12 protein-coding genes are annotated in these 19,639 nt (G+C 45.3%); 8 read left to right on the top strand and 4 right to left on the bottom strand.

Annotated features, from left to right (window positions below):
- The first annotated feature begins 154 nt into the window (after nt 1–154).
- The 3 genes from PCAR9_RS04080 to PCAR9_RS04070 are packed head-to-tail and all read left to right on the top strand — an operon-like array spanning nt 155 to nt 5,145.
- Nucleotides 155–1,108: an efflux RND transporter periplasmic adaptor subunit gene (locus PCAR9_RS04080; RefSeq protein WP_179982520.1), complete on the top strand. Its 954-nt coding sequence runs from the start codon at nt 155–157 to the stop codon at nt 1,106–1,108.
- Between the two features lie 12 nt (nt 1,109–1,120).
- Complete coding sequence (locus PCAR9_RS04075; protein WP_179982519.1) at nt 1,121–4,231, top strand: efflux RND transporter permease subunit; 3,111 nt, start codon at nt 1,121–1,123, stop codon at nt 4,229–4,231.
- A 44-nt stretch (nt 4,232–4,275) separates the two neighbouring features.
- A complete protein-coding gene (locus tag PCAR9_RS04070) occupies nt 4,276–5,145 on the top strand; it encodes a cation diffusion facilitator family transporter (protein WP_179982518.1) in 870 nt (289 codons plus the stop codon).
- Between the two features lie 89 nt (nt 5,146–5,234).
- On the opposite strand, the gene PCAR9_RS04065 is transcribed toward PCAR9_RS04070, so the two are convergent.
- The gene (locus PCAR9_RS04065) at nt 5,235–6,551 is read right to left on the bottom strand and encodes a site-specific integrase (protein WP_179982517.1); all 1,317 of its coding nucleotides are present in this window, start codon (nt 6,549–6,551) and stop codon (nt 5,235–5,237) included.
- 321 nt (nt 6,552–6,872) lie between these two features.
- Nucleotides 6,873–8,081 (bottom strand): ISL3 family transposase, encoded by a 1,209-nt coding sequence (locus tag PCAR9_RS04060; RefSeq protein WP_179982516.1) that lies wholly within the window; start codon nt 8,079–8,081, stop codon nt 6,873–6,875.
- Between the two features lie 768 nt (nt 8,082–8,849).
- On the opposite strand from PCAR9_RS04060, the gene PCAR9_RS04055 reads away from it, so the two are divergent.
- The 5 genes from PCAR9_RS04055 to PCAR9_RS04035 all read left to right on the top strand — a co-directional run bounded on the left by PCAR9_RS04055 (nt 8,850) and on the right by PCAR9_RS04035 (nt 14,661).
- Nucleotides 8,850–8,978, top strand: a complete 129-nt coding sequence (locus PCAR9_RS04055) for a class IIb bacteriocin, lactobin A/cerein 7B family (protein WP_179982515.1) — start codon at nt 8,850–8,852, stop codon at nt 8,976–8,978.
- A 23-nt stretch (nt 8,979–9,001) separates the two neighbouring features.
- Entirely contained in the window at nt 9,002–9,145 is a 144-nt protein-coding gene (locus PCAR9_RS04050) for a hypothetical protein (RefSeq protein WP_179982514.1), read from the top strand.
- A gap of 818 nt (nt 9,146–9,963) precedes the next feature.
- On the top strand, nt 9,964–12,396 hold the full coding sequence (locus PCAR9_RS04045) for a YfaP family protein (RefSeq protein WP_179982513.1): 2,433 nt from the start codon (nt 9,964–9,966) through the stop codon (nt 12,394–12,396).
- Nucleotides 12,397–12,732: 336 nt separating this feature from the next.
- Nucleotides 12,733–13,908, top strand: coding sequence for an MFS transporter (locus PCAR9_RS04040; protein WP_232091114.1), 1,176 nt, complete (start codon nt 12,733–12,735; stop codon nt 13,906–13,908).
- Between the two features lie 174 nt (nt 13,909–14,082).
- The gene (locus tag PCAR9_RS04035; RefSeq protein ID WP_179982511.1) at nt 14,083–14,661 is read left to right on the top strand and encodes an outer membrane beta-barrel protein; all 579 of its coding nucleotides are present in this window, start codon (nt 14,083–14,085) and stop codon (nt 14,659–14,661) included.
- Nucleotides 14,662–14,816: 155 nt separating this feature from the next.
- On the opposite strand, the gene PCAR9_RS04030 is transcribed toward PCAR9_RS04035, so the two are convergent.
- Together PCAR9_RS04030 and PCAR9_RS04025 are read right to left on the bottom strand one after the other, a co-directional pair.
- Nucleotides 14,817–15,917, bottom strand: coding sequence for a mechanosensitive ion channel family protein (locus PCAR9_RS04030; protein ID WP_179982510.1), 1,101 nt, complete (start codon nt 15,915–15,917; stop codon nt 14,817–14,819).
- A gap of 265 nt (nt 15,918–16,182) precedes the next feature.
- The gene (locus PCAR9_RS04025; RefSeq protein ID WP_179982509.1) at nt 16,183–19,611 is read right to left on the bottom strand and encodes a M36 family metallopeptidase; all 3,429 of its coding nucleotides are present in this window, start codon (nt 19,609–19,611) and stop codon (nt 16,183–16,185) included.
- Nucleotides 19,612–19,639 lie beyond the last annotated feature (28 nt).

Raw genomic sequence — 19,639 nt, 5'->3', positions numbered from 1 at the left:
ATCCCACGCGGCTGAATCGAAAACATTTACCAATAGCAGCGTATCGTTGACATTACGCATTCAGGATACGAAAGAGGGAGCATATTTACTGGCCGAAAGGGCTGATCGCTCCCAGCCGCTGCCACCTGACGCGCTTAACGTCACGCTCAATCGTATGGGAGGACGTCAGGACATCATCCATTTTGAAAGCTATGAAAATGGGCTCAGGTCCACAAGTTTTATCGCTGAGCCGCACTCATTTCTCGCGAATATTGCACTCTCACTGGGAGAGAATAGCTTTTCGTGGGATTGGGAGAAGCACGAAGCCCGAACTGAGATAGATGATGCGTATTCCAGTCAGGCTGGCGTAACCACAAACGTTGCTACGGGCGGTGAAATAAAAAAGCACACCGAGGTTTATGGTCAGTTGACTATACCGCCACAACAGCGTGCCGAGGTTCACGCCCGGTTTACGGGAATTGTTGAGCAGCTCTTTACTGATATTGGCCAGACTGTGAAAGCCGGAGAGGCAATAGCGCAGGTGCAGTCAAATGACAGCCTCCAGTCTTACGATGTAAAAGCGCCAATCAATGGCGTTGTCGTATCGCGCAACCTGAATATCGGAGAGCTTACCCGCACAACACCGCTTTTTACGATTGTTGATACTTCAGTGCTTTGGGCGGAATTAAAGGTGTTTCCAGCTCACCGTGGTCAGGTTGCTGAAGGTAAATCAGTTCACATTATCGCAAATGGTCGTCAACTCGAGAGCACGATTACCAGCATTGTTCCTTCTCACGAAGGGCAACCCTACCAGCTAGCACTGGTAAAAGTGGTGAACAAGGACGGCCTACTCTCTCCCGGCGATTTAGTCACAGGCATTGTCGACTCACAACAAAAATCGGTGCCGGTAAAAATAGAAAATCGGGCCATTCAAACCCTGAACAATAAGCCGGTTGTGTTCCTGAATGAAGGCAATGCTTATCAGGCAACACCTGTAACCTTAGGATTGCAGGACGACAACTTTTCCGAAGTTGTCGCCGGACTATCTGCCGGACAAAGGTATGTTGTCGACAACAGCTACTTAATCAAAGCGGATATACAAAAATCCGGCGCATCTCACGCGCACTAATGGGGGGAGAAAATGATAGATAATATTGTTCGCCTCTCAGTCGAGCGGCGTTACCTGCTGTTAACCCTGGTGCTCGTCATCATAGGCATCGGCATTTGGAGTTATCAGCGGCTACCGATAGATGCGGTGCCGGATATTACTAATGTTCAGGTTCAGATAAACACGGAAGCACCTGGTTATTCGCCACTTGAAGCAGAGCAGCGGATCACCTTTCCGGTTGAAACGGCGTTATATGGTCTGCCCAATTTGTCCTATACGCGCTCTATTTCACGTTACGGACTTTCTCAGATCACCGTGGTATTTGAAGAAGGAACTGACATTTACTTTGCCCGGAACCTTATCGATGAGCGGTTAGCAACGCTGAAAAGCGTACTCCCGCCGGGGCTTGAACCTGAGATGGGACCGATTGCAACAGGTCTGGGTGAAATCTTCGTTTACACGCTGGAAGCGAAAAACGGCGCCAAAATGCCGGACGACTCGCCCGCTACGCCTATCGCACTTCGTGAAGTTCAGGACTGGATAATCAAACCACAACTGGCTCAGGTTAAAGGCGTGGTGGAAGTGAATACCATAGGGGGATACGACAAGCAGTATCACGTGATGCCACATCCAGCGAAGATGCTGGAAATGGGTGTGACTATGGCAGATATCCGCAAAGCGTTGGTAAGCAACAATGACAATGCTGGAGCAGGGTATATAGAGAACAATGGCGAACAATTGTTAGTCCGCTCACCGGGCCAGTTAAAATCAATTGAGGATATCAGTAACGTTGTTGTCGGCCGTAAAGGTTCCGTGCCTGTTTTAGTCAAAGATGTCGCCGAAGTGGGACTGGGCAAAGAACTGCGCACAGGGGCAGCAACCCGAAACGGCAAGGAAACCGTGATGGGCACCGTGATGATGTTGGTCGGAGAAAACTCGCGTGAAGTTGCAGCGCTCACCAATGATAAATTTCAGCAAATACAAACATCATTGCCTGAATGGGTTAAGGCAGAGGTGGTATATAACCGCACTACGCTGGTAGACAAAGCCATCCAGACTGTGCAAAAAAACCTTCTGGAAGGCGCACTGCTGGTTATCGTCATCCTGTTTTTACTGTTAGGAAACATCCGTGCCGCCCTCATTACGGCGGCTGTTATTCCTATCGCGATGATGATGACTATTACCGGCATGGTTCAGCGGGGCGTCTCTGCCAACCTGATGAGTCTCGGCGCGCTGGATTTTGGTCTGATTGTGGATGGCGCTGTCATCATCGTGGAGAACTGTATTCGCAGGCTCTCAGAGGCGCAAAAGCAACAAGGGGGTACACTGGCGCTTAAAGCGCGCTTACAGGAAGTTAAAGAGGCCACTATTGAAGTTATTCGCCCCAGTTTGTTTGGCGTGGGTATCATCACCGCAGTGTACTTCCCGATATTCACCCTTTCTGGCGTAGAAGGGAAAATGTTTCACCCCATGGCAACAACGGTGGTAATCGCATTGCTTTGTGCGATGGTATTATCACTCACTGTTGTGCCTGCTGCGATCGCGGTATTTATGCGCGGAAAAATCAGCGAAAAGGAGAGCATCATTATCCGCGGCGCAAAAGCCATTTATCGACCAGCGCTTGAATGGGTGCTTAAATTCAAATCGCTTATTCTGGCAGGCGCGCTGGGTCTCGTTGTGGTTTGCTCATGGCTTGCCTCTACTTTAGGTTCAGAATTCATTCCACAGCTGGACGAGGGGGATATCGCGCTGCATGCACTGCGTATTACAGGTACGGGATTAGAGCAGTCTGTTGAAATGCAGGAACTCCTTGAAAAAACCATTATCGACTTTGAAGAAGTTGACAAGATATACGCGAAAGTGGGTACGCCAGAGGTGGCCACCGACCCCATGCCACCCAATGTTGCCGATACCTTTGTGATGCTCAAGCCCCGCTCTGAGTGGCCCACTCCGGATAAGCCTAAATCGCAGCTCATTAAGGAGCTTGAGAAAGCAGTCTCTGCGCTACCGGGCAATAACTACGAGTTTACGCAGCCTATCCAAATGCGCTTTAACGAGTTAATTTCCGGTGTCAGAGCCGATGTCGCGATCAAAGTGTTTGGTGATGACCTGGATACATTGCTGGCATCAGCAAATTCGATTGCATCACTCACGAAAGGGTTACCTGGCGCAGCAGATACCCGCGTTGAACAGGTAGACGGTCTGCCTATGCTATCGGTAATTCCGAAACGTGAAGTAATGGCGCGCTATGGCCTCAATATAGACGACATTCAGTCTTTGGTTTCGACCAGTATTGGTGGTCAGCAAGCAGGCTTGATCTATGAGGGAGACCGGCGTTTTAAACTGGTAATTCGCCTACCGGAGCAACTACGACGCGACGTTCAAAAGCTTAAGGTACTGCCAGTCCCGACACCCGATGGGTATGTGCCTCTACAGGAGGTGGCCACATTAGAAGTCAAACCCGCGCCAGCACAAATCAGTCGGGAAAACGGCAAACGCCGCGTGGTCGTTACAACCAACGTTCGTGGGCGCGATCTAGGTAGTTTTGTCGCAGATTTGCAGGCAACATTGCAGACTGAACTGGAACTTGAGGATGGCTACTGGCTGGAATATGGCGGAACGTTCGAGCAGTTGGAATCGGCAAGCAAAAGACTATCCTGGGTGGTCCCGGTGACGCTGGCGCTCATCGTCGGGATTCTTATTCTCGCATTTGGTTCAGTAAAGGATGCCTTAATCATCTTTACCGGTGTGCCGCTGGCACTGACTGGGGGCGTACTTGCACTGTGGATTCGGGGTATGCCGCTGTCTATTTCTGCCGGTGTAGGGTTTATCGCATTGTCAGGCGTCGCCGTATTGAATGGTTTAGTGATGCTCGCCTTTATCAGGCAGTTGTGGTTTGAAAAAGGCGAGCTCTACACCGCTGTCATTGAGGGGGCAATAGTCAGGCTTCGTCCCGTTTTGATGACTGCCCTGGTAGCAAGTCTTGGCTTTGTGCCCATGGCACTGAACACAGGCACCGGTGCTGAAGTTCAACGGCCGCTCGCGACGGTGGTTATCGGCGGCATTATCTCATCGACTTTACTTACACTGTTCGTGCTCCCAACCTTATACCAACTGGTGCACAGGAAAGCGGATAAACAGTAAAACAACAATGCCCTGGATAAAACCAGGGCACGACAGGAGTATGTATGGGGCACTCACATTCCCATAGCTCAGAAAAAATTGGCTGGGCTTTTTTCCTCAATTTTGGCTTCACTATCATTGAGTTTATTGGAGGATGGCTAACAAACAGTACCGCTATTATGGCGGATGCCGTGCATGACTTAGGTGACACATTGTCAATTGGCAGTGCGTGGCTTCTGAATAAACTCGGCACTAAAAGCGCAACGAAAGAGTTTACCTATGGCTATCGCCGGCTGAGTTTACTTGGGGCGCTGATAAACGGCATTGTTTTAATCGTTGGCTCTGCCTGGGTCCTTTATGAGGCAGTGCCACGCCTGAGTAATCCAGAGATGCCAGAAACAGAAGGCATGATTGCACTGGCTGTTCTTGGCGTACTGGTCAATGGCTTCGCAGCTTATAAATTACATGGTGGTAAATCGTTGAATGAAAAAGTTCTGAACTGGCATCTACTCGAAGACGTTTTAGGTTGGGTAGCGGTACTCATTGTCGCTATTGTTATGCAGTTCAAAGACTGGCCCGTTCTGGATCCAGTTCTTTCCATCGGATTTACGCTATTCATTCTGTTCAACGTTATCCGAAACCTCATCAGCACCGTGAAGCTATTTTTTCAGGCGTCACCAGACAACAGTCTTTTACAAAAGGTGACTGATAAACTGCTTGAACTTGATGCTGTGAGCGATCTGCATCACCTGCATATCTGGTCATTAGATGGTGAGCACCATGTCGCGACAGTTCACGTCGTTAGTCAGTTTGAGTCGAAAGCTGAATACCTCGAACTTAAAGAAAGTGTATCCAACGCGCTACAAGAGTTTGAGTTATCGCATACCACTATTGAAATTGAGCTAACCAGCGAAGAATGTCGGGATGCTGATTAATAGTATTTAAAAAATGGGCGATGTAGCCACTATGAAACGACTTTTTACCTCAGTAATGGTCACCACCCATTTTAACTGTGAGATATACTCTAGGCCAATAATGCTGACATAAGTTCAAGCCTTTGCGATTTAGACAAACTCGCCAATTTCCTCGTCAAGTCATCAATGGCGCTATCTTTATCGGTTGACTTTACGCCTGCGTATTCCAATAGCCTCTGACAGATTCTATCTGCTGGTTCCCTTAGCTCTTCTGCTGTAAGCACGGTGTAGCCAGCAGTAACATCACTGCGGCTCGTTTTGTGGTTGAGTAGCCTTTTCAATGTGTATGTACCTACCCCAATAGTTTCAGCAACCGAACAGAACGTACGACGAAGATCATGCAGAGTGAAAGAGACATCAGCCCTAGCGTTCATTTGCTTAATAATTTTCTTAGGCTCCACCACTCTGCCATGATGGTTGTCAGCACCAAAAACAAACCCCGAAACGCGGTACTCAGCTCTTCTTTTAAGGATTTCCTCAAGCGGTTTGGTAATTGGCAGTTCAAGCCCATGACCATTCTTTGTATCGTCTAAGCAGAATAACTGGTCGTTCAAAAATACGTTTTTCCATTCCAGCTCAAGTAATTCTGTTTTACGCAGTCCTGTAAAAGCCATGAACTCTACGAAATCACACACTGTTGCAGTAAAATCTTGTCGGTGGATTATAGCTTTATCACGCAGCTCATTAACTACCGCTAGAAATGGCTTTAACTGTGAGGGTCGGAGCCTTGTCTGCTTGCGGGCTACGTTGTTCCAGCAACGTTTTTCAGACAGAACAGTAACAGGGTTATGAGGGAATAAAGTTCTGCCGTCTGAGGATTTATACTCAGCTCTGGCGAAGTTAAAAAGCGCTCTGAGCGTTCTCATAGCTAAGTCGGCCTGTGCGGGGCTGCGCTTAGTCAGTTCGCAGTGCCGACGATAGATGCGGGTTTCTGTGAGGTCAGCCAAGCGCTTCTTTGCCCAATCATCAAAATAGCAATCCATCACCTGCTCGTAGCCACGTAAAGTAGTTTCTTTAAGCTTTCTGGAAAGTTTATAGCTCTCGTAAACTGTCTCTAAAGTCACTGAGGCGGCCCTGAAGTGACGCTTGTTATCATTAGGGTTCATTCCATCAGCAATGTCCGCCATGGCTTTCCTGGCTTGCTTACGCGCCTGTTCAACGGGAATAGATGGAAAGGAACCGATAGTTACAGACAATGGCTTTTGCGTGCCAGGAAGCTTCTTGTATACCCGAAAGGTTTTCTTATTTGAAGGAAGAACGTCAATGATGAGACCTGGCATCTGAGCGTCGTAATATCGAGCCCGTTTATCTGAACCTGACAGTTTTTCAATGGCCTGTTCTGTAAATCTGAATTTTGTAGATGACATGCTGTGCTACCTCTGTGCTACTTTGAGCGCAAAATCTAATGCGCTGAATTGCTTAAAAAATTAAGCAACAGAGATAACAAAACCTCAATAACCTACTGATTTATATGAAACAATAAGTAATTGTCAGGTAAATAAAGTAACTATCGGTAAACGCTCGGTTTGAGTCTCATAATCGGCAGGTCCCCTGTTCAAGTCAGGGTGGGGCCACCATTTTTTCCTAGCCTCAAGCGATAGTCTCCACTTAGGCTCTACCCCATAAACGGGGGATCAGCATTCACCTTACACGATTGAGGCTCTACCCCATAAACGGGGGATCAGCATTCACCTTACACGATTGATAACACCATCCCATCCGGTAACCGGCATAGCACAATGGGTCATCACTCTTATTCGATAATTTTCAAAGTTTCTAAAACCATACGCTCTTCTCGATATCATTTCCATTTTGTTGTGGAAGCCTTCAGTGATCCCGTTGTTTCGTGTAAAGCGCCACATGGCGATGATAGGTTGCAACCACGAAGTTAAGGTTTTGGCCAGTGCACGAAGTGGACTGTGATGTAACTGTTCAAGCAAGTCTAAGAACCTCGGTAATGTCTTCTCCATTCGTTTTTCATTCATAGTCTTTAACAGCATATACCTGATGAGCTTCTGTTTGACCTCATACAGTGTTTTTAACACCGGATAGTCAACTAAGTAGCGTTGTAGGTTGCTGTTATTCTCTTCGCTTAAATGCCATTGATGTCGTCGCATCAAACTAAGTAAACCCCGATTCTTACGTCCTTCAGGATGGTGTTGCTGCCACGCTTTTAAGAAATGATGGTTTATCAAGCGCACTACATGAAAACGGTCAGCGACTATCGTAGCATTAGGGAAATAGCGTTTGGCAATACCACGATAGGTTTCCGATAAGTCCATCGCGATGAGCTTAACGTTCTCTTTATTGGGAAGGTGGCGCAAGTACGAGCGTAAACTTAATTCAGAACGTCCCAGTTTTACATCAAACACACTACGATGTCGTAAATCTACAAACGTCGTCGCATAACCCTTCTTACGGGTAAAAAAGTGTTCATCTATCCCCAACATCTCTGGGCAGGGACGACTGATAATCTCTTTATATTTTTGGCTGATGTGTGATTGGTACCAACGCTCTACCGTAGTGGGACTAATGCGATGTGTGCGAGAGATACCACGTTGCGTAACACCACCGTGATGCGCCTCAAAGACTTCTAAGCGAAAGCACTCCGATGCCCGGTAGCGTGGCCGGATCCCAACAAAAGGGTGCCTGAAATAACGACCACAGCATCGACAATGATATTTAGGCACCTTTAAATGTAGCGTTAGCACCTGATTACCTTGGCGCGTGTGCTTCACAGTGCGCTTATGTGTGGCTTTTATGCGTAAATGTCGACTCTCACAATGCTTGCATAGCGGCTTTTTAGTGGGCTTTGCCCACACTTCAATAAAATCATGTCGATGAACACGTTCTATTTCTAACTCACTTATGCCTAAAATAGTACCTGCGTGGGACATCTGTACTCTCCATTAAATGATTCTTCGCAAAATCAGTTTAATGAATGCGGATGTCCCCCGTTAATGATGAAGAGCCCACAATATTAGTTTTAGTCGGATAATTAGTCGGGTAAGTATAAGTTCTTAGTGCTGCTTCGTAGGGCTGGCTCTACCCCATAAACGGGGGATCAGCATTCACCTTACACGATTGATAACACCACCTCCTCAACTTCAGCTTAAGTCGGGTAAGTATAAGTTCTTAGTACAGCTCTACAATGGGGCAAACTGAGGGAAAATATGAAAAAGCGTTCTTAAAATGCTCCTCCTTCATTGGCTGAATTCAAGTTTGCGTGTTGCGCCTTCACTCTCGGATGCGTCGTCAAGCATTTGCTTTTATATGAATATTGATATCAGTAGCCAGTCACAAACTGGTAATGATAGCGTCGTTATAGGTGCCAATTGGTGTACCTGACATTGATGTTTCTCATGAGACCAAAAAATTTAACCGCAATCATCAAAATACTTAGTTTAGCTTATACAAGCATGGTTATTTCCCTACCCCAATGCCGTGACGCTAAATATAGTTAATTTAGCGACGTTTGGCTGCCACTGTATTTTTAACTCCCTCCACCGCTGTGGTGGCATATCTCATTACCGTTGGTCATCCTGAAAAGTGCAGTTTAGATCTAAGAAACATAAAAACAGTTACATGGGTCAGTTTAATCAAGCGAAAGATACTGCAATTATTGTTTTCGACCAATTCGGGTCGTTACTAAAGGAAAATGAATTATGGAAGAAATCAAAATAGAAGAGCTGCGTAACATTTCTGGCGGTTATTGGAACCAAATCGCAATCGCTATAGCTGTAGCAGATGCAGCATACGATTTTTATCAAGGTTATTCAGACCACAGAAAATAACACTTAACAATGAGGAAGTTAAAATGATTGAACTAAACACAACCCAAGTAGAATCAATATCTGGTGCTGGTTTTTTCTACGATTTAGGCGCATTTTTTGCTGAAGTTTCAAACGCAAGTGATGCAATTTATGCGCAGTACGGAAATACAAATAAAAATCACTGGTAAATGCAGTATCTAGGGGCGAAATGCCCCTTTTTTTGGAGAGAAGCAAAATGAAAAGGAAACACGCAAGTATTGGTTTTAACATTGCATCTGGAATATACCTACTAAGTGCCATATGGACTTATTTTGTAATAGGGGATAGGCAATTATATTTGTTAGAACTTCAAACTGCTTTACTTTTTGTGGTTACAGGCAAGTTATATGCACCTACTGAGGAAATAGTTTCCAAACAGAAAGATTAGCCCTTTATTGTATTTCTCTAAACAGTGGTAATAGATGCTTGGGCTAAGCCCTATAATTCGGCCATTTTTTGTAGATTGTTTCAAACTTTTCCGGAGGGCCTGAATGACTTTTTAATCAATGGCATACAGCGGCTCATAAAGTTGGTGTAATAGCCAAGTCGGGAATTGTGAAAAATCGACTCTCGCTCAGTTTCTGCAAGGGTGAAGTGTTTGCTTTCTGTGTGGGGGGCTAGTAAAACAACGCTACTAGCCAGCTTGTCGGTCTGTTGCTTTTGAATCTTATAGTTTATATGAGTCGCTAACAGCATCAGTTGCTTTGAGTTAATTGCTGATTAGCACTCCTGCTTTTAAAGACAGGTTCGTTACGGATAAGCCATTTTGACGATACAACTAACTCAAAGAAACTTTCGACAACGATAGCCTCCGGCTCTATCCCATAGACGTGGGTCAGCATTCATCTTACCCTTTTAACAACACCAGCTGGACACTTAGGCATTAGCGAGTAGTTTGACAGTCGACATAGCATTGCTTATAGTTTTGCCAATAAACGGATTTATACTCAGAAAAAGGAAGTACTATATGAAGTACCCCCAGACCAGCTGTGCCTCATTAAAAGGCATTGCTTTACTAACTGCTGCTCTGTCTCTCACAGCTTGTGGTGGATCAGACAGCGACTCACCTGACCCAGAACCTAATCCTAATCCTGGCGGCACGACAACTTTTAATGTGTCTGGCACCATCGACAACCTGAAACGTGGTGACCTTACTGTAAGCGGAACTGCTAGTGGTTCAACAGAAAGTCATACCTTTACTAATGAGACGACATTTTCATTTGATGCCGATTACTCGGCAGGTACAGAGGTAACTTTTGAAATCACTCAACAGCCTACCGGTCAGGAATGTGAATTAAGCCAGACGTCACTGATATTGAACAGTGATGTGACCGATCTGGCAATTACCTGTGATGACATAGAGTATAGCGTAAGTGGTACGTTTACAGGTGATGCGCCTGCTGAATTTTCTCTTATCGTTAGCGGTGACCGAGATATAAACGTATCCTTGGATGCTACAAGCGTGTTTACTGTAGCAGAAGACTTTATCTACGCGCAGTCCATAACACTTGCTATTAGCGATACTCCCGGATATGAATGTGAAGTGACACCAGCCGAGCTGACGATAACCGGTGATGTGACCGACGTGGCGATTGCCTGTGAGGCCATAGAGTATACCATAAGTGGTACGGTTACCGGTGATGCGCCGGCTGACTTTTCTCTTATTGTTAGTGGCGACCGAGATATAACCGTACCGCTAAGTGGTCCAGGACCGTTTACTTTAGCAGAAGACTTTATCTACGAGCAGTCCATCGCGCTTGCTGTTGGCGATACTCCCGGATACGAATGTGAAGTCACACCAACTGAGGTAACTGTAACTGCCGAGATTGCCGATATCGCGGTCAGTTGTGCCAGCATTGGTTCAGTAAGCGGTCTTGTTACTAATTTTATTTCGGGTGAAGTAGCTAGTGATGTAACGATTACAGCCTATAGCCTGAGCAATACCGGTGAGACCGAGTTTGGTTCGGTAACTACAGACGAAAACGGTCTGTACGAGATGATCGGCGTCGATACCACAGACATCTTTTATATTCGGCTGTCCAGTGCGGATTATGTAGTGGATGTTGAGCGTCATATTGCAAATGGAGAAACCGAACGCGTTCTGAATTTGAACCTCCTGCCAATTGATTATTCAACAACTTTTGCTGCGAGTGATCCTATCAATATGGGCGAAAGCGCAGAAGCAACAGTCAACATCGTCGAGATCCCCGCGTCGACGCTGGAAACTGCTGATGGCAATGCTCCAAGTGGCGACATCACCGCGACTATCACTGTGATCGACCCTTCGTTGTATGTTGAAGCGATGCCGGGTCTGTATACAACGTCTAACAGTGAAACGGGCGACATCGAGCCGATAGAGAGCTTTGGTGCTTTCTCGTTAACCCTGACCGACGAAGATGGAAACGACCTTGATTTAGTTGATGGCACAACCGCGACGGTGAGAATTCCTCTAGCGAGCGGCGTAACAAATCCTCCGGAAACAATCCCGCTGTACTATTTTGATGAATCGACAGCATTATGGGTAGAAGAAGGAGAGGCAACCTTAACAGCGATTGACGGTGCCTCTTTCTACGTGGGTACAGTAAGTCACTTCACCACCTGGAACGCAGATCAGGTATATAATACTGTCGAACTGTTCGGTTGTGTAGTTGATACTGAAGGTTTGCCAGTAGCCAATATACAGGTACTATCCGAAGGCACCAGCTACATTGGACGCAGCAGCGCTTACACTGATGCCGAAGGCGATTTTGCCCTGCCAGTGAGAAGAGATTCTTCGCTGTTGGTATTTGCTCGTGCCGGAAGTCAGACGAATACTGTTGTGGTTAATACCAGCGATGTTGACAGCGAGTTAGATAATTGCCTTGTAGTTGGCGAAAGTTCTGCCATTGTAAAGCTAACATGGGGTGCTAATCCTCGTGACCTAGATACTCACTTGACCGGACCTCAGGAAGGAACTGATACCCGATTCCGAGTGTATTACGCCAATAAGGACGAAACCATTGGCAATGTAACTATTAATCTAGATGTTGATGATACATCGAGTTACGGCCCGGAAGTACTCACCATACCAAGCTTCGTATTACCTGGCCGTTATCGTTACAGTGTGTATCATTATTCTGGTTCAGGTACGATCTTCTCGTCGCCGACGCGTGTAGAACTGCGTCTGAACGACAGAACCTATGTGTTTAACCCTGCTGACGATGTAGATTCTGGGTCATATAACTTTAGAATGTGGGTGGCATTCGATCTGATTGTTGATGATGATTTCAATGTTGAGGTTGTTGAGATTAACCAGCATACAACGTATTCGGACGCTGAAACACTTGGTGTGGAAGCATTTAATGGGACTAAATTCTCTGCCGAAGCAGCGCAACCATTACCACAAAAACAATACAAATAAGCGATAAATAGTGAAAACCCGGCCTATTTGGCCGGGTTTAATTATTTCTGCGATTAAATACAACAACGGGTTGCAAAAAGCTATTTGTTAGCCTATCGCTTCCGCCATTTTGTATCGTTAGACCCTGTTCTAATATGAGGTTAACTTAAGGAAGGAAAAGGACCACTATTTTCTCAGCGTCATCGACTGATAATACTAACCAATCGATACCACTTTGTTGTGCACTTTTGCTCAAACTTGAAAAAGCAGCTTTATTAAAACTGTAATACCTCATCTGTAGCCTATCTTTATTATTAGTCTACTTTGTTACCGGTTTCTTATTAGATGAAGCACACCATGTCGCGCCATACGTTTTACTCGCTAACGGTTACCTTCACTATTTTGTCTGTTCTTGGCCAAGTCTCTACCAGCATTTATAGCCCCTTCTTTTTTGACTTAGCGACTATGTATGGCAGTCAGGTGAGCATAATTGAGCAAAGCGTAGCTGTGTTTTTAGTCGCCTTCTCACTTTCACAGTTAACCTCTGGCATAGTGTGCGACTACGTAAACAAGCAAAAATTTTTGTTCTACGGAATCATAATATTTATTGCAGGTACACTTATGGTGGCGCTTGCCAGTGAAGAGTCTACTTTTCTTATAGGACGTGTGGTGCAAGGCTTAGGTGGGGGCGTTGGCGTATCAGTATCGCGAGGGCTGTCACGTCAAATATTTAGCGAAAAGCAGCTAAATACTTCACTTTCGCTCATCAATATTGCCTTTGCTATTGCCCCAGCAATAGCACCGCTAATAGGCACTATAATTGGCGAGTCATTGGGTATTTCCGCTATTTTTTATTTCGTGCTGTTAATGGGGCTACTCGCCCTATTTTTGCTATTCTCAGTTTCCAGCATTCTTAGACATTTTACGCCGCCAGTATCTGATAACGTTTTTAGTCATACGTTAGTACTTATAAAAAGCACAATAGTAAAGCTTGTTACAGTAGGCATGGCTAGCGGGCTTTTGTATGGCATTGTGTTTTGCTTCATTACCATCGCGCCCTCTATGGTAATGCAGCAGTTCGGGCTTTCTAAAACTCTGTTCTCGGTATACTCACTGCTAGCCACCTTGTCGTTCGTTGCAGGCAGCGTATTCAATATTCGGCTGACGTCTTTGTCGCCTTTGCAAAAGTTCAGGGTATCTAGTCTCTGTTTAGCGGCTCTTTCCGTACTTTTTGCTTTGACCGTTTTCTTGAGTTCCCAAAGTGGCTTAGTCAGTATTTTGGCTTACTGCTATGTCACGTTCTTTTTCATCGGTATCGCTATGCCCTGTAGCGTAAATATTATGCTGGGCTATTCTGAAACATCTGCTGGTTTTTTAGCTGCACTCACTGGCTTTTTCCATCTGACAGGGGCCGCCATAGGCGCTTACGCAGTGACGCTACTAACTCTAGGGCCTACCGAGGCTTTTAGTTTAGCGACTAGCGCATTAAGTATTGCCAGTATCGCTATTTGCTTCACATTGAAAAAGCTCTAATTGATCATTCGCCCGACAATGTAATTACAATCACGCGTTAAAAACCGCGCTGGCTATAGCCAATAAACGAAAACTTCTTGTACTAACCTATTTGATTTCTCAAAACTCATCCCCATCATGTTGAAGCTTCCGAAAGTGGTTGGAAGTTTTTTTGTTAAAAGGATATTAGAAACAATGAAACGTACTATTCTCGCCAGTATCTTTGGCGCGCTTTCTTTAAATGCATTCGCAGCGTCGCCTTCATATGACCTCGTTAAAGCTGGATATGTACAAGCAGATATTGAAGACGCAGGCGACTTCGAGCCAACAGGTTTTCAAATTCAGGGCTTTAAATCACTTAATGAAAATGTATACCTGACAGGTCGTTATGGTCAGTTAAGTGAAGACGAATATGGTGTTGACGGTGAACTTGACTATATCTCTGCAGGGGTTGGTTACCGCTATGGTTTAACTACAACAACTGACTTTTTTGGTGAGTTAACGTATGAGTATGTAGATGTTGACCTAGATTCAAGCTTCGCTTCTGCTGAAGCTGACGATAACGGCTATGGCATTACTGCCGGTATACGCTCAATGCTAACAGAGCAGTTTGAGCTTCGCGGTGCGATTCGCTATATCGACATTGAAGAAGATGATACTGCCTTTGAAGTTGGCGCAGACTATTTCTTTACGCCGCAGTTTTCATTCGGAGCAACTTATGTCATCGCTGACGATGTAGACCTACTAGGTGTATCAGCGCGCTACACTTTCTAATACGCTAACATTATGAAGGCGTAATCGCATTAAAGCCACGTTTTTAAACGTGGCTTTTTTATGCTCAGCGGTTATTAAATCGCACCGATGACACAACTCGGTACGAATCTGCAATTTGCAAAGTGCCACATGAACATCATCAATTTTTCTCAGCCTCATGGCCTTGTATGCTCATGTGCTGTCGACAACCCATTAGCCGCGCCTTCTTGTTCCATATTAAGCGCAGTAATTGGGAATGGTATTACAATACCCTCATCATCAAACCGCTTTTTCAGCATTTTGATAAACGCACTTTTTATAAAGAAGCGATTAAAGTATTCACGGGTTCTCAGCATAACAGTTAAGTTAATACTCGAATTGTCGAAGGTGTGAAACAACACAAAAGGTCGGTAGGTTTCAACACCAAATTCATGCTGCTCTAAAATCGTATTGGCCACCTCTAAACAGACCTTTTCAACATGGTCTAAATCAGAGCTATAGTGCACGCCCACTTCAACGGGTACTGATAGTTCGCGTTCAGGATAGTAGTAGTTAATCAGTTTGGAATTAGAGAGCTTGCTGTTCGGCATAATAACAATGTTGTTAGGCAGCATTCTTACCCACGTAGAGCGCCACCCTATTTTCTCGACAAACCCTTGTTCCCCTGAATCCAATTCAATGAAATCGCCTATACGAATGGGCTTATCCATCACTAGTTGAATGCCTGAAAAGAAGTTTTCAAGCGTGGGCTGTAGGGCTAGTGCTACTGCAAGTGACGTAATACCTAATGAAGCAACGATGGGCGTTATCGATACTCCCATTGTGCTTAAAATGATTAAAATGGCGAGTACGGCAAACACTGCTCTTACTGCACCACCAGCAATAGCGCTGGTGTTTTTCACAATGGTTGATTGGTCGCGATAACGACTTAGGGAATAGGTAACAAAGCGCTCGAAAAAAAGAAACAGGGTAATTATAAGACCTGCTTCAATAACAATAGTTAACGCCTCAATAGCCCTTTCATCTTCTATCTGAAATACTGAAACAATACTTTTCACTAACAGCAAAAAGATAACCCAAATAAGCAAATTAAGCGGGGCATTGAGTGATAGAACTAGCACGCGATAAATATCAGACATGCTGCTGCTTTCAGAACGCGCCTTGGCTTTCAAGCGCACCAATATAAGGCGCTTAATGATGAAAAGCACAATAACAACACCGACTAATCCGGCTATTGCAAGTACCTGCTTATTTTCAAGAAGTTGGGTGCTATCCACGGCTGACGATGCTCCTGCGTAAAAAGTATGGTGCTTTTTTGATTAGCTATACGTTAATACGGGAAAGAAGACGCAAAAGATGCACCAATTGTTTTGTTTCTATGCAAAGTTCATTATGCAGGTCGTTTACCTAATATAATAAAAAAGCCCCATACTGCTTTCACAACATAGGGCTTTAATTTGTTTCATAAGCCTTTAGAAACGCGCTTATGTGTAGATTACATTTCGCCTATTTGGCCCAGTTTCTGGGCGCTTTTGCTGACGACTATTTGAGTAAGTTCGAAGGCGATACTTTTCCTGTCACAGGGTTGAATTCGAACGTTACTGTTCCCGTGGTCGCATTACCGTTTTCATCAACGTTTGCGTCGCTGATATCACTTACAAACTGGTCAATAACAACTCGGTATGAAGTCGGGCCATTAGCCCAACCATTTACGCGAACACGATAAGTTTCACCAGGAACAATACCGCCGCCGACTTGCTCGTTAGAGCCTAAGTTGCCTGAGCTCGCCATAATATTGCCTTCAGCGTCTAGCAATTCAAAGTCAAGGTCTGGGACTGCTACTACTTCAACATCTGCGCTTAGTGTTGCAACTACACTCGATGCACTAGGCAGCGCGGTAAATGGGATATCAACATAGTCTACGCCATCAACCAATGCTTCATCTGCAGCACCGACTAATATAACGCCCGTGTGCTCTTCAATATTGTGGTAGACCACCGACTGTTCTTTTGTCTCAGACGTATCAAAGGTAGGGGTTTCGCCCCTTCCTGTTGATGAAGCCCCAGCTTCGTAACCGCTGATTCGTGCTTGAAACGTAAAGAGTTTTCCGTTTGGGTTATCAAACTTTATGTAACGCAGTGCAGATGTTCTATCTACATCCAGCGATTGGTCGAAACGGAACCTTGCTATGTCGCCGTTTTTGCCAGTGCCACCATTGTCTGCATTCAACACAGTAATACTGCTATTGCTAATGTGGGTAATATCGAAATCAACTGGGCCGTAAATTCTCTCATCACCAGTGTTTATCAAAGCGATATCGAAGGCAAAAATGCCGTTATTATAGTTAATATTACCTACCTTGTAGTCAACTTGGTCACTCACATCCACCGTGTTCAAACCGGTTGAAGCAATTCCTGACATATTGGAAAAGCCAACCTGCTGATTAGGGTTAAGGCTAATTGCGCGTACTACGTATTCATAGTCAAACGAATCTATGCCTTGACCAGCTCCACGTCCCAAACCTTGCCCTTGGTCGATGTAGTAATTGTCGCCCACTATAAATTCAACATGGGTAAAACCAGAAAATGTGAGGTCGCCATCAAAGTACTCTCGGGTTGGTACACCGGTAAACAAACGTGCATTCGACCCTTTTCTGCGTTTCAGTACTTGATAAGCAAAAGCATCAGGTACGGTTTCCCACGTAATTTCAATCGCATCATCTGAAATAATATGCGCATCAATAGCGCCTGGTGTCGATGGCTTAGCTTGGGTAGCCGTAAACTCGCTTACTGCGGTTGATATAGTCTGTCGACCGCCTATTGGAGCCTTCGCGTTTGCTCCTAGCTCTCTAGCAGCAAAGACACGCTCAATGAGCGCATGGTGGCGACCCGGTGAAGTTAAATCTAGAGGATCGGTCGGATACAAGGCGGCATCTGCTATAAGCACTGCGTCCCTCGCGCGTACAAAGGTGTCTGGTGCAGATATCCCTAACACATACATTGAGCCCAAGAAGATACGTTCCCAGGTTTCTTTGCCCAAGCTAGTTTCTTGGGTAGGATCACCCGTAACCGGATCTGGGCGCACGAATTCTTGGCTAGGCTGCACTGCCACCATAAGTTCGCGTAGGTCCCACATAGCTCCCGCGTAAATTTCTCCATCGCGATGCACTTCGAACGCGTTATCTCTTGTACCTAACTGCGAATAACGAATTTGGCTCTGTGCAGAACGAATAAACTCAAATGAGTCGGGATTAACACCCTGCTCTCTTAAGAATTTTCGTAGATCGCACGAGTTAACGGGATAAGTACCTAAATCCGGCGTTTCGCCTACTGTATACGCCCAAAGATCGGCTTGCCCTTCGTTAAGCGCGCCGCCTTCTGGCTCGCCTTCAAAGCCTGCGATAGGCGTTATAGTCGCATGAGTCCCCTCATGAATGGGAACAGAAAAATCCATTGCTAAATTGTTAAATAAGTAGCCGTGACCATAAGCTGTTGGATTAACCACTATCTCTTCACCCGCAATTTCCTGAGATAACGGAACTGCGAATGCGTTGTCTAACCCCAACAGCTTCGCCATAAATTCAGGGTCTGCTGGATTATCTGGTGGATCCAGCACATTCGGTATATGTACCACACCAGTTAACGGTACTGCTTCGTTAGGGTAGCTATTTGGAAACGAACCATCGCCCACGCCACGACTATGTACATCATCGCCGTCTTTATGAAGGTAATCTAAATATTCGAGCAATGTGGTGATGTAAATAAACTGGCTGATGCCGTCAATGTGATGTGCCGTAGAAGGCGTTACATGATCATCTTCGACAGGTCTTGCCTCTATGGCAGCATCCTCGCTGAAGTGATACGTACCCGTTGCCGCTTGTGGAAAAGGCCCTTTTGTAGGCAGCGCGCTTTCAATAAGTGCATGCTTACCGGTAAGTAAACCTTCAACGCCTGTTACTAAGTTTGATTCATCAAACTTCCGTAAGTTGATGCGTTCCATTCCTTTTGGTTTCCCCGTGTAGCCACCTGCATCATCCTCTATTAAACATTCGCTTTGCATCGATGGCGTAATTGGCGGGAAGGTTGGAAAATAATCCGCAGTCTGCTGAACTAAGCCAATCTGCTCGGTTTGCGTAGCTTCGTTTTCACCTGTAGGAAGAATGGTTTTAACTCGGTCATTACGCGCCAGAACCTCTCCAGACTGAGCATCGATAACATATTCAAAGACACCAAACGGGTTCGTAGAGTAATAGAAAAACTTCCATGCCAGTTTAAGTTTATTGTTATCTTGTACGACTATTTTCTGTGGAACAGGCTTGGCGAATACGCCGAGGCTTTTCTCTATTTGAGAAAAAGCAGGGTCCAATACATCAAGAGCTTCTACTGGAAGTGTTCGCTTGTAAGACGCTAAATCGGCGGTTGCCACGCTGATGGCGCTATTAGCAGAAAGAACCTGTGTGTTTGCAATAGGCGTATTTATAGCAGTATCGGCGAACACTGCTCTTACCACCTGAGACTTGTCAATTAAGAGTCCAACGCCTCTGTCTTTGACTTTTACACCATCTATAACTTGGTCAAATCTTACTAAATGACCACCCAATGCAGCTTTACTGCGGTGAGGGTTAAAAACGAAATCTCCATCATTAAGACCGCCTAGAAGAGCTGAATGACGGCTTATAAAGTCATACCCCATTTGTACAGGCGACGCACCCGAAACGTCAATTGCAATACCAAAAACACTGTCTAGATGGCCATTAGCCGCTCTTAACGTAGATGATGGGAACGAGGTTTGCAGTTGATCTAACGCCATTTGAAACAAATTATTTGCCGGCGGGTTAACAACATTATCAGTGAGATTTATTTCAGCAATACGGTGCGATGAGGTATCTAAAGGAGCGTGTACCGCGGAGGCGCTTGCTACAAAAGGTAAAGCAGCTGCTATCGCAGCATAAATAAGGGTTCTTTTTTTCATTATTCAATCCTTAAAAATTGGAGCTACC

The sequence above is a fragment of the Alteromonas macleodii genome, assembly GCF_903772925.1.
Lineage (GTDB): Bacteria > Pseudomonadota > Gammaproteobacteria > Enterobacterales > Alteromonadaceae > Alteromonas > Alteromonas macleodii_A.
This window is presented reverse-complemented; position numbering and strand designations above follow the sequence as displayed.

Bases quoted from the DNA above. Each gene is read 5' to 3' on its own strand.
- PCAR9_RS04080 (WP_179982520.1), top strand. From the start codon at position 155: ATGGGAGGACGTCAGGACATCATCCATTTTGAAAGCTATGAAAATGGG.
- PCAR9_RS04075 (WP_179982519.1), top strand. From the start codon at position 1,121: ATGATAGATAATATTGTTCGCCTCTCAGTCGAGCGGCGTTACCTGCTG.
- PCAR9_RS04070 (WP_179982518.1), top strand. From the start codon at position 4,276: ATGGGGCACTCACATTCCCATAGCTCAGAAAAAATTGGCTGGGCTTTT.
- PCAR9_RS04065 (WP_179982517.1), bottom strand. From the start codon at position 6,551: ATGTCATCTACAAAATTCAGATTTACAGAACAGGCCATTGAAAAACTG.
- PCAR9_RS04060 (WP_179982516.1), bottom strand. From the start codon at position 8,081: ATGTCCCACGCAGGTACTATTTTAGGCATAAGTGAGTTAGAAATAGAA.
- PCAR9_RS04055 (WP_179982515.1), top strand. From the start codon at position 8,850: ATGGAAGAAATCAAAATAGAAGAGCTGCGTAACATTTCTGGCGGTTAT.
- PCAR9_RS04050 (WP_179982514.1), top strand. From the start codon at position 9,002: ATGATTGAACTAAACACAACCCAAGTAGAATCAATATCTGGTGCTGGT.
- PCAR9_RS04045 (WP_179982513.1), top strand. From the start codon at position 9,964: ATGAAGTACCCCCAGACCAGCTGTGCCTCATTAAAAGGCATTGCTTTA.
- PCAR9_RS04040 (WP_232091114.1), top strand. From the start codon at position 12,733: ATGTCGCGCCATACGTTTTACTCGCTAACGGTTACCTTCACTATTTTG.
- PCAR9_RS04035 (WP_179982511.1), top strand. From the start codon at position 14,083: ATGAAACGTACTATTCTCGCCAGTATCTTTGGCGCGCTTTCTTTAAAT.
- PCAR9_RS04025 (WP_179982509.1), bottom strand. From the start codon at position 19,611: ATGAAAAAAAGAACCCTTATTTATGCTGCGATAGCAGCTGCTTTACCT.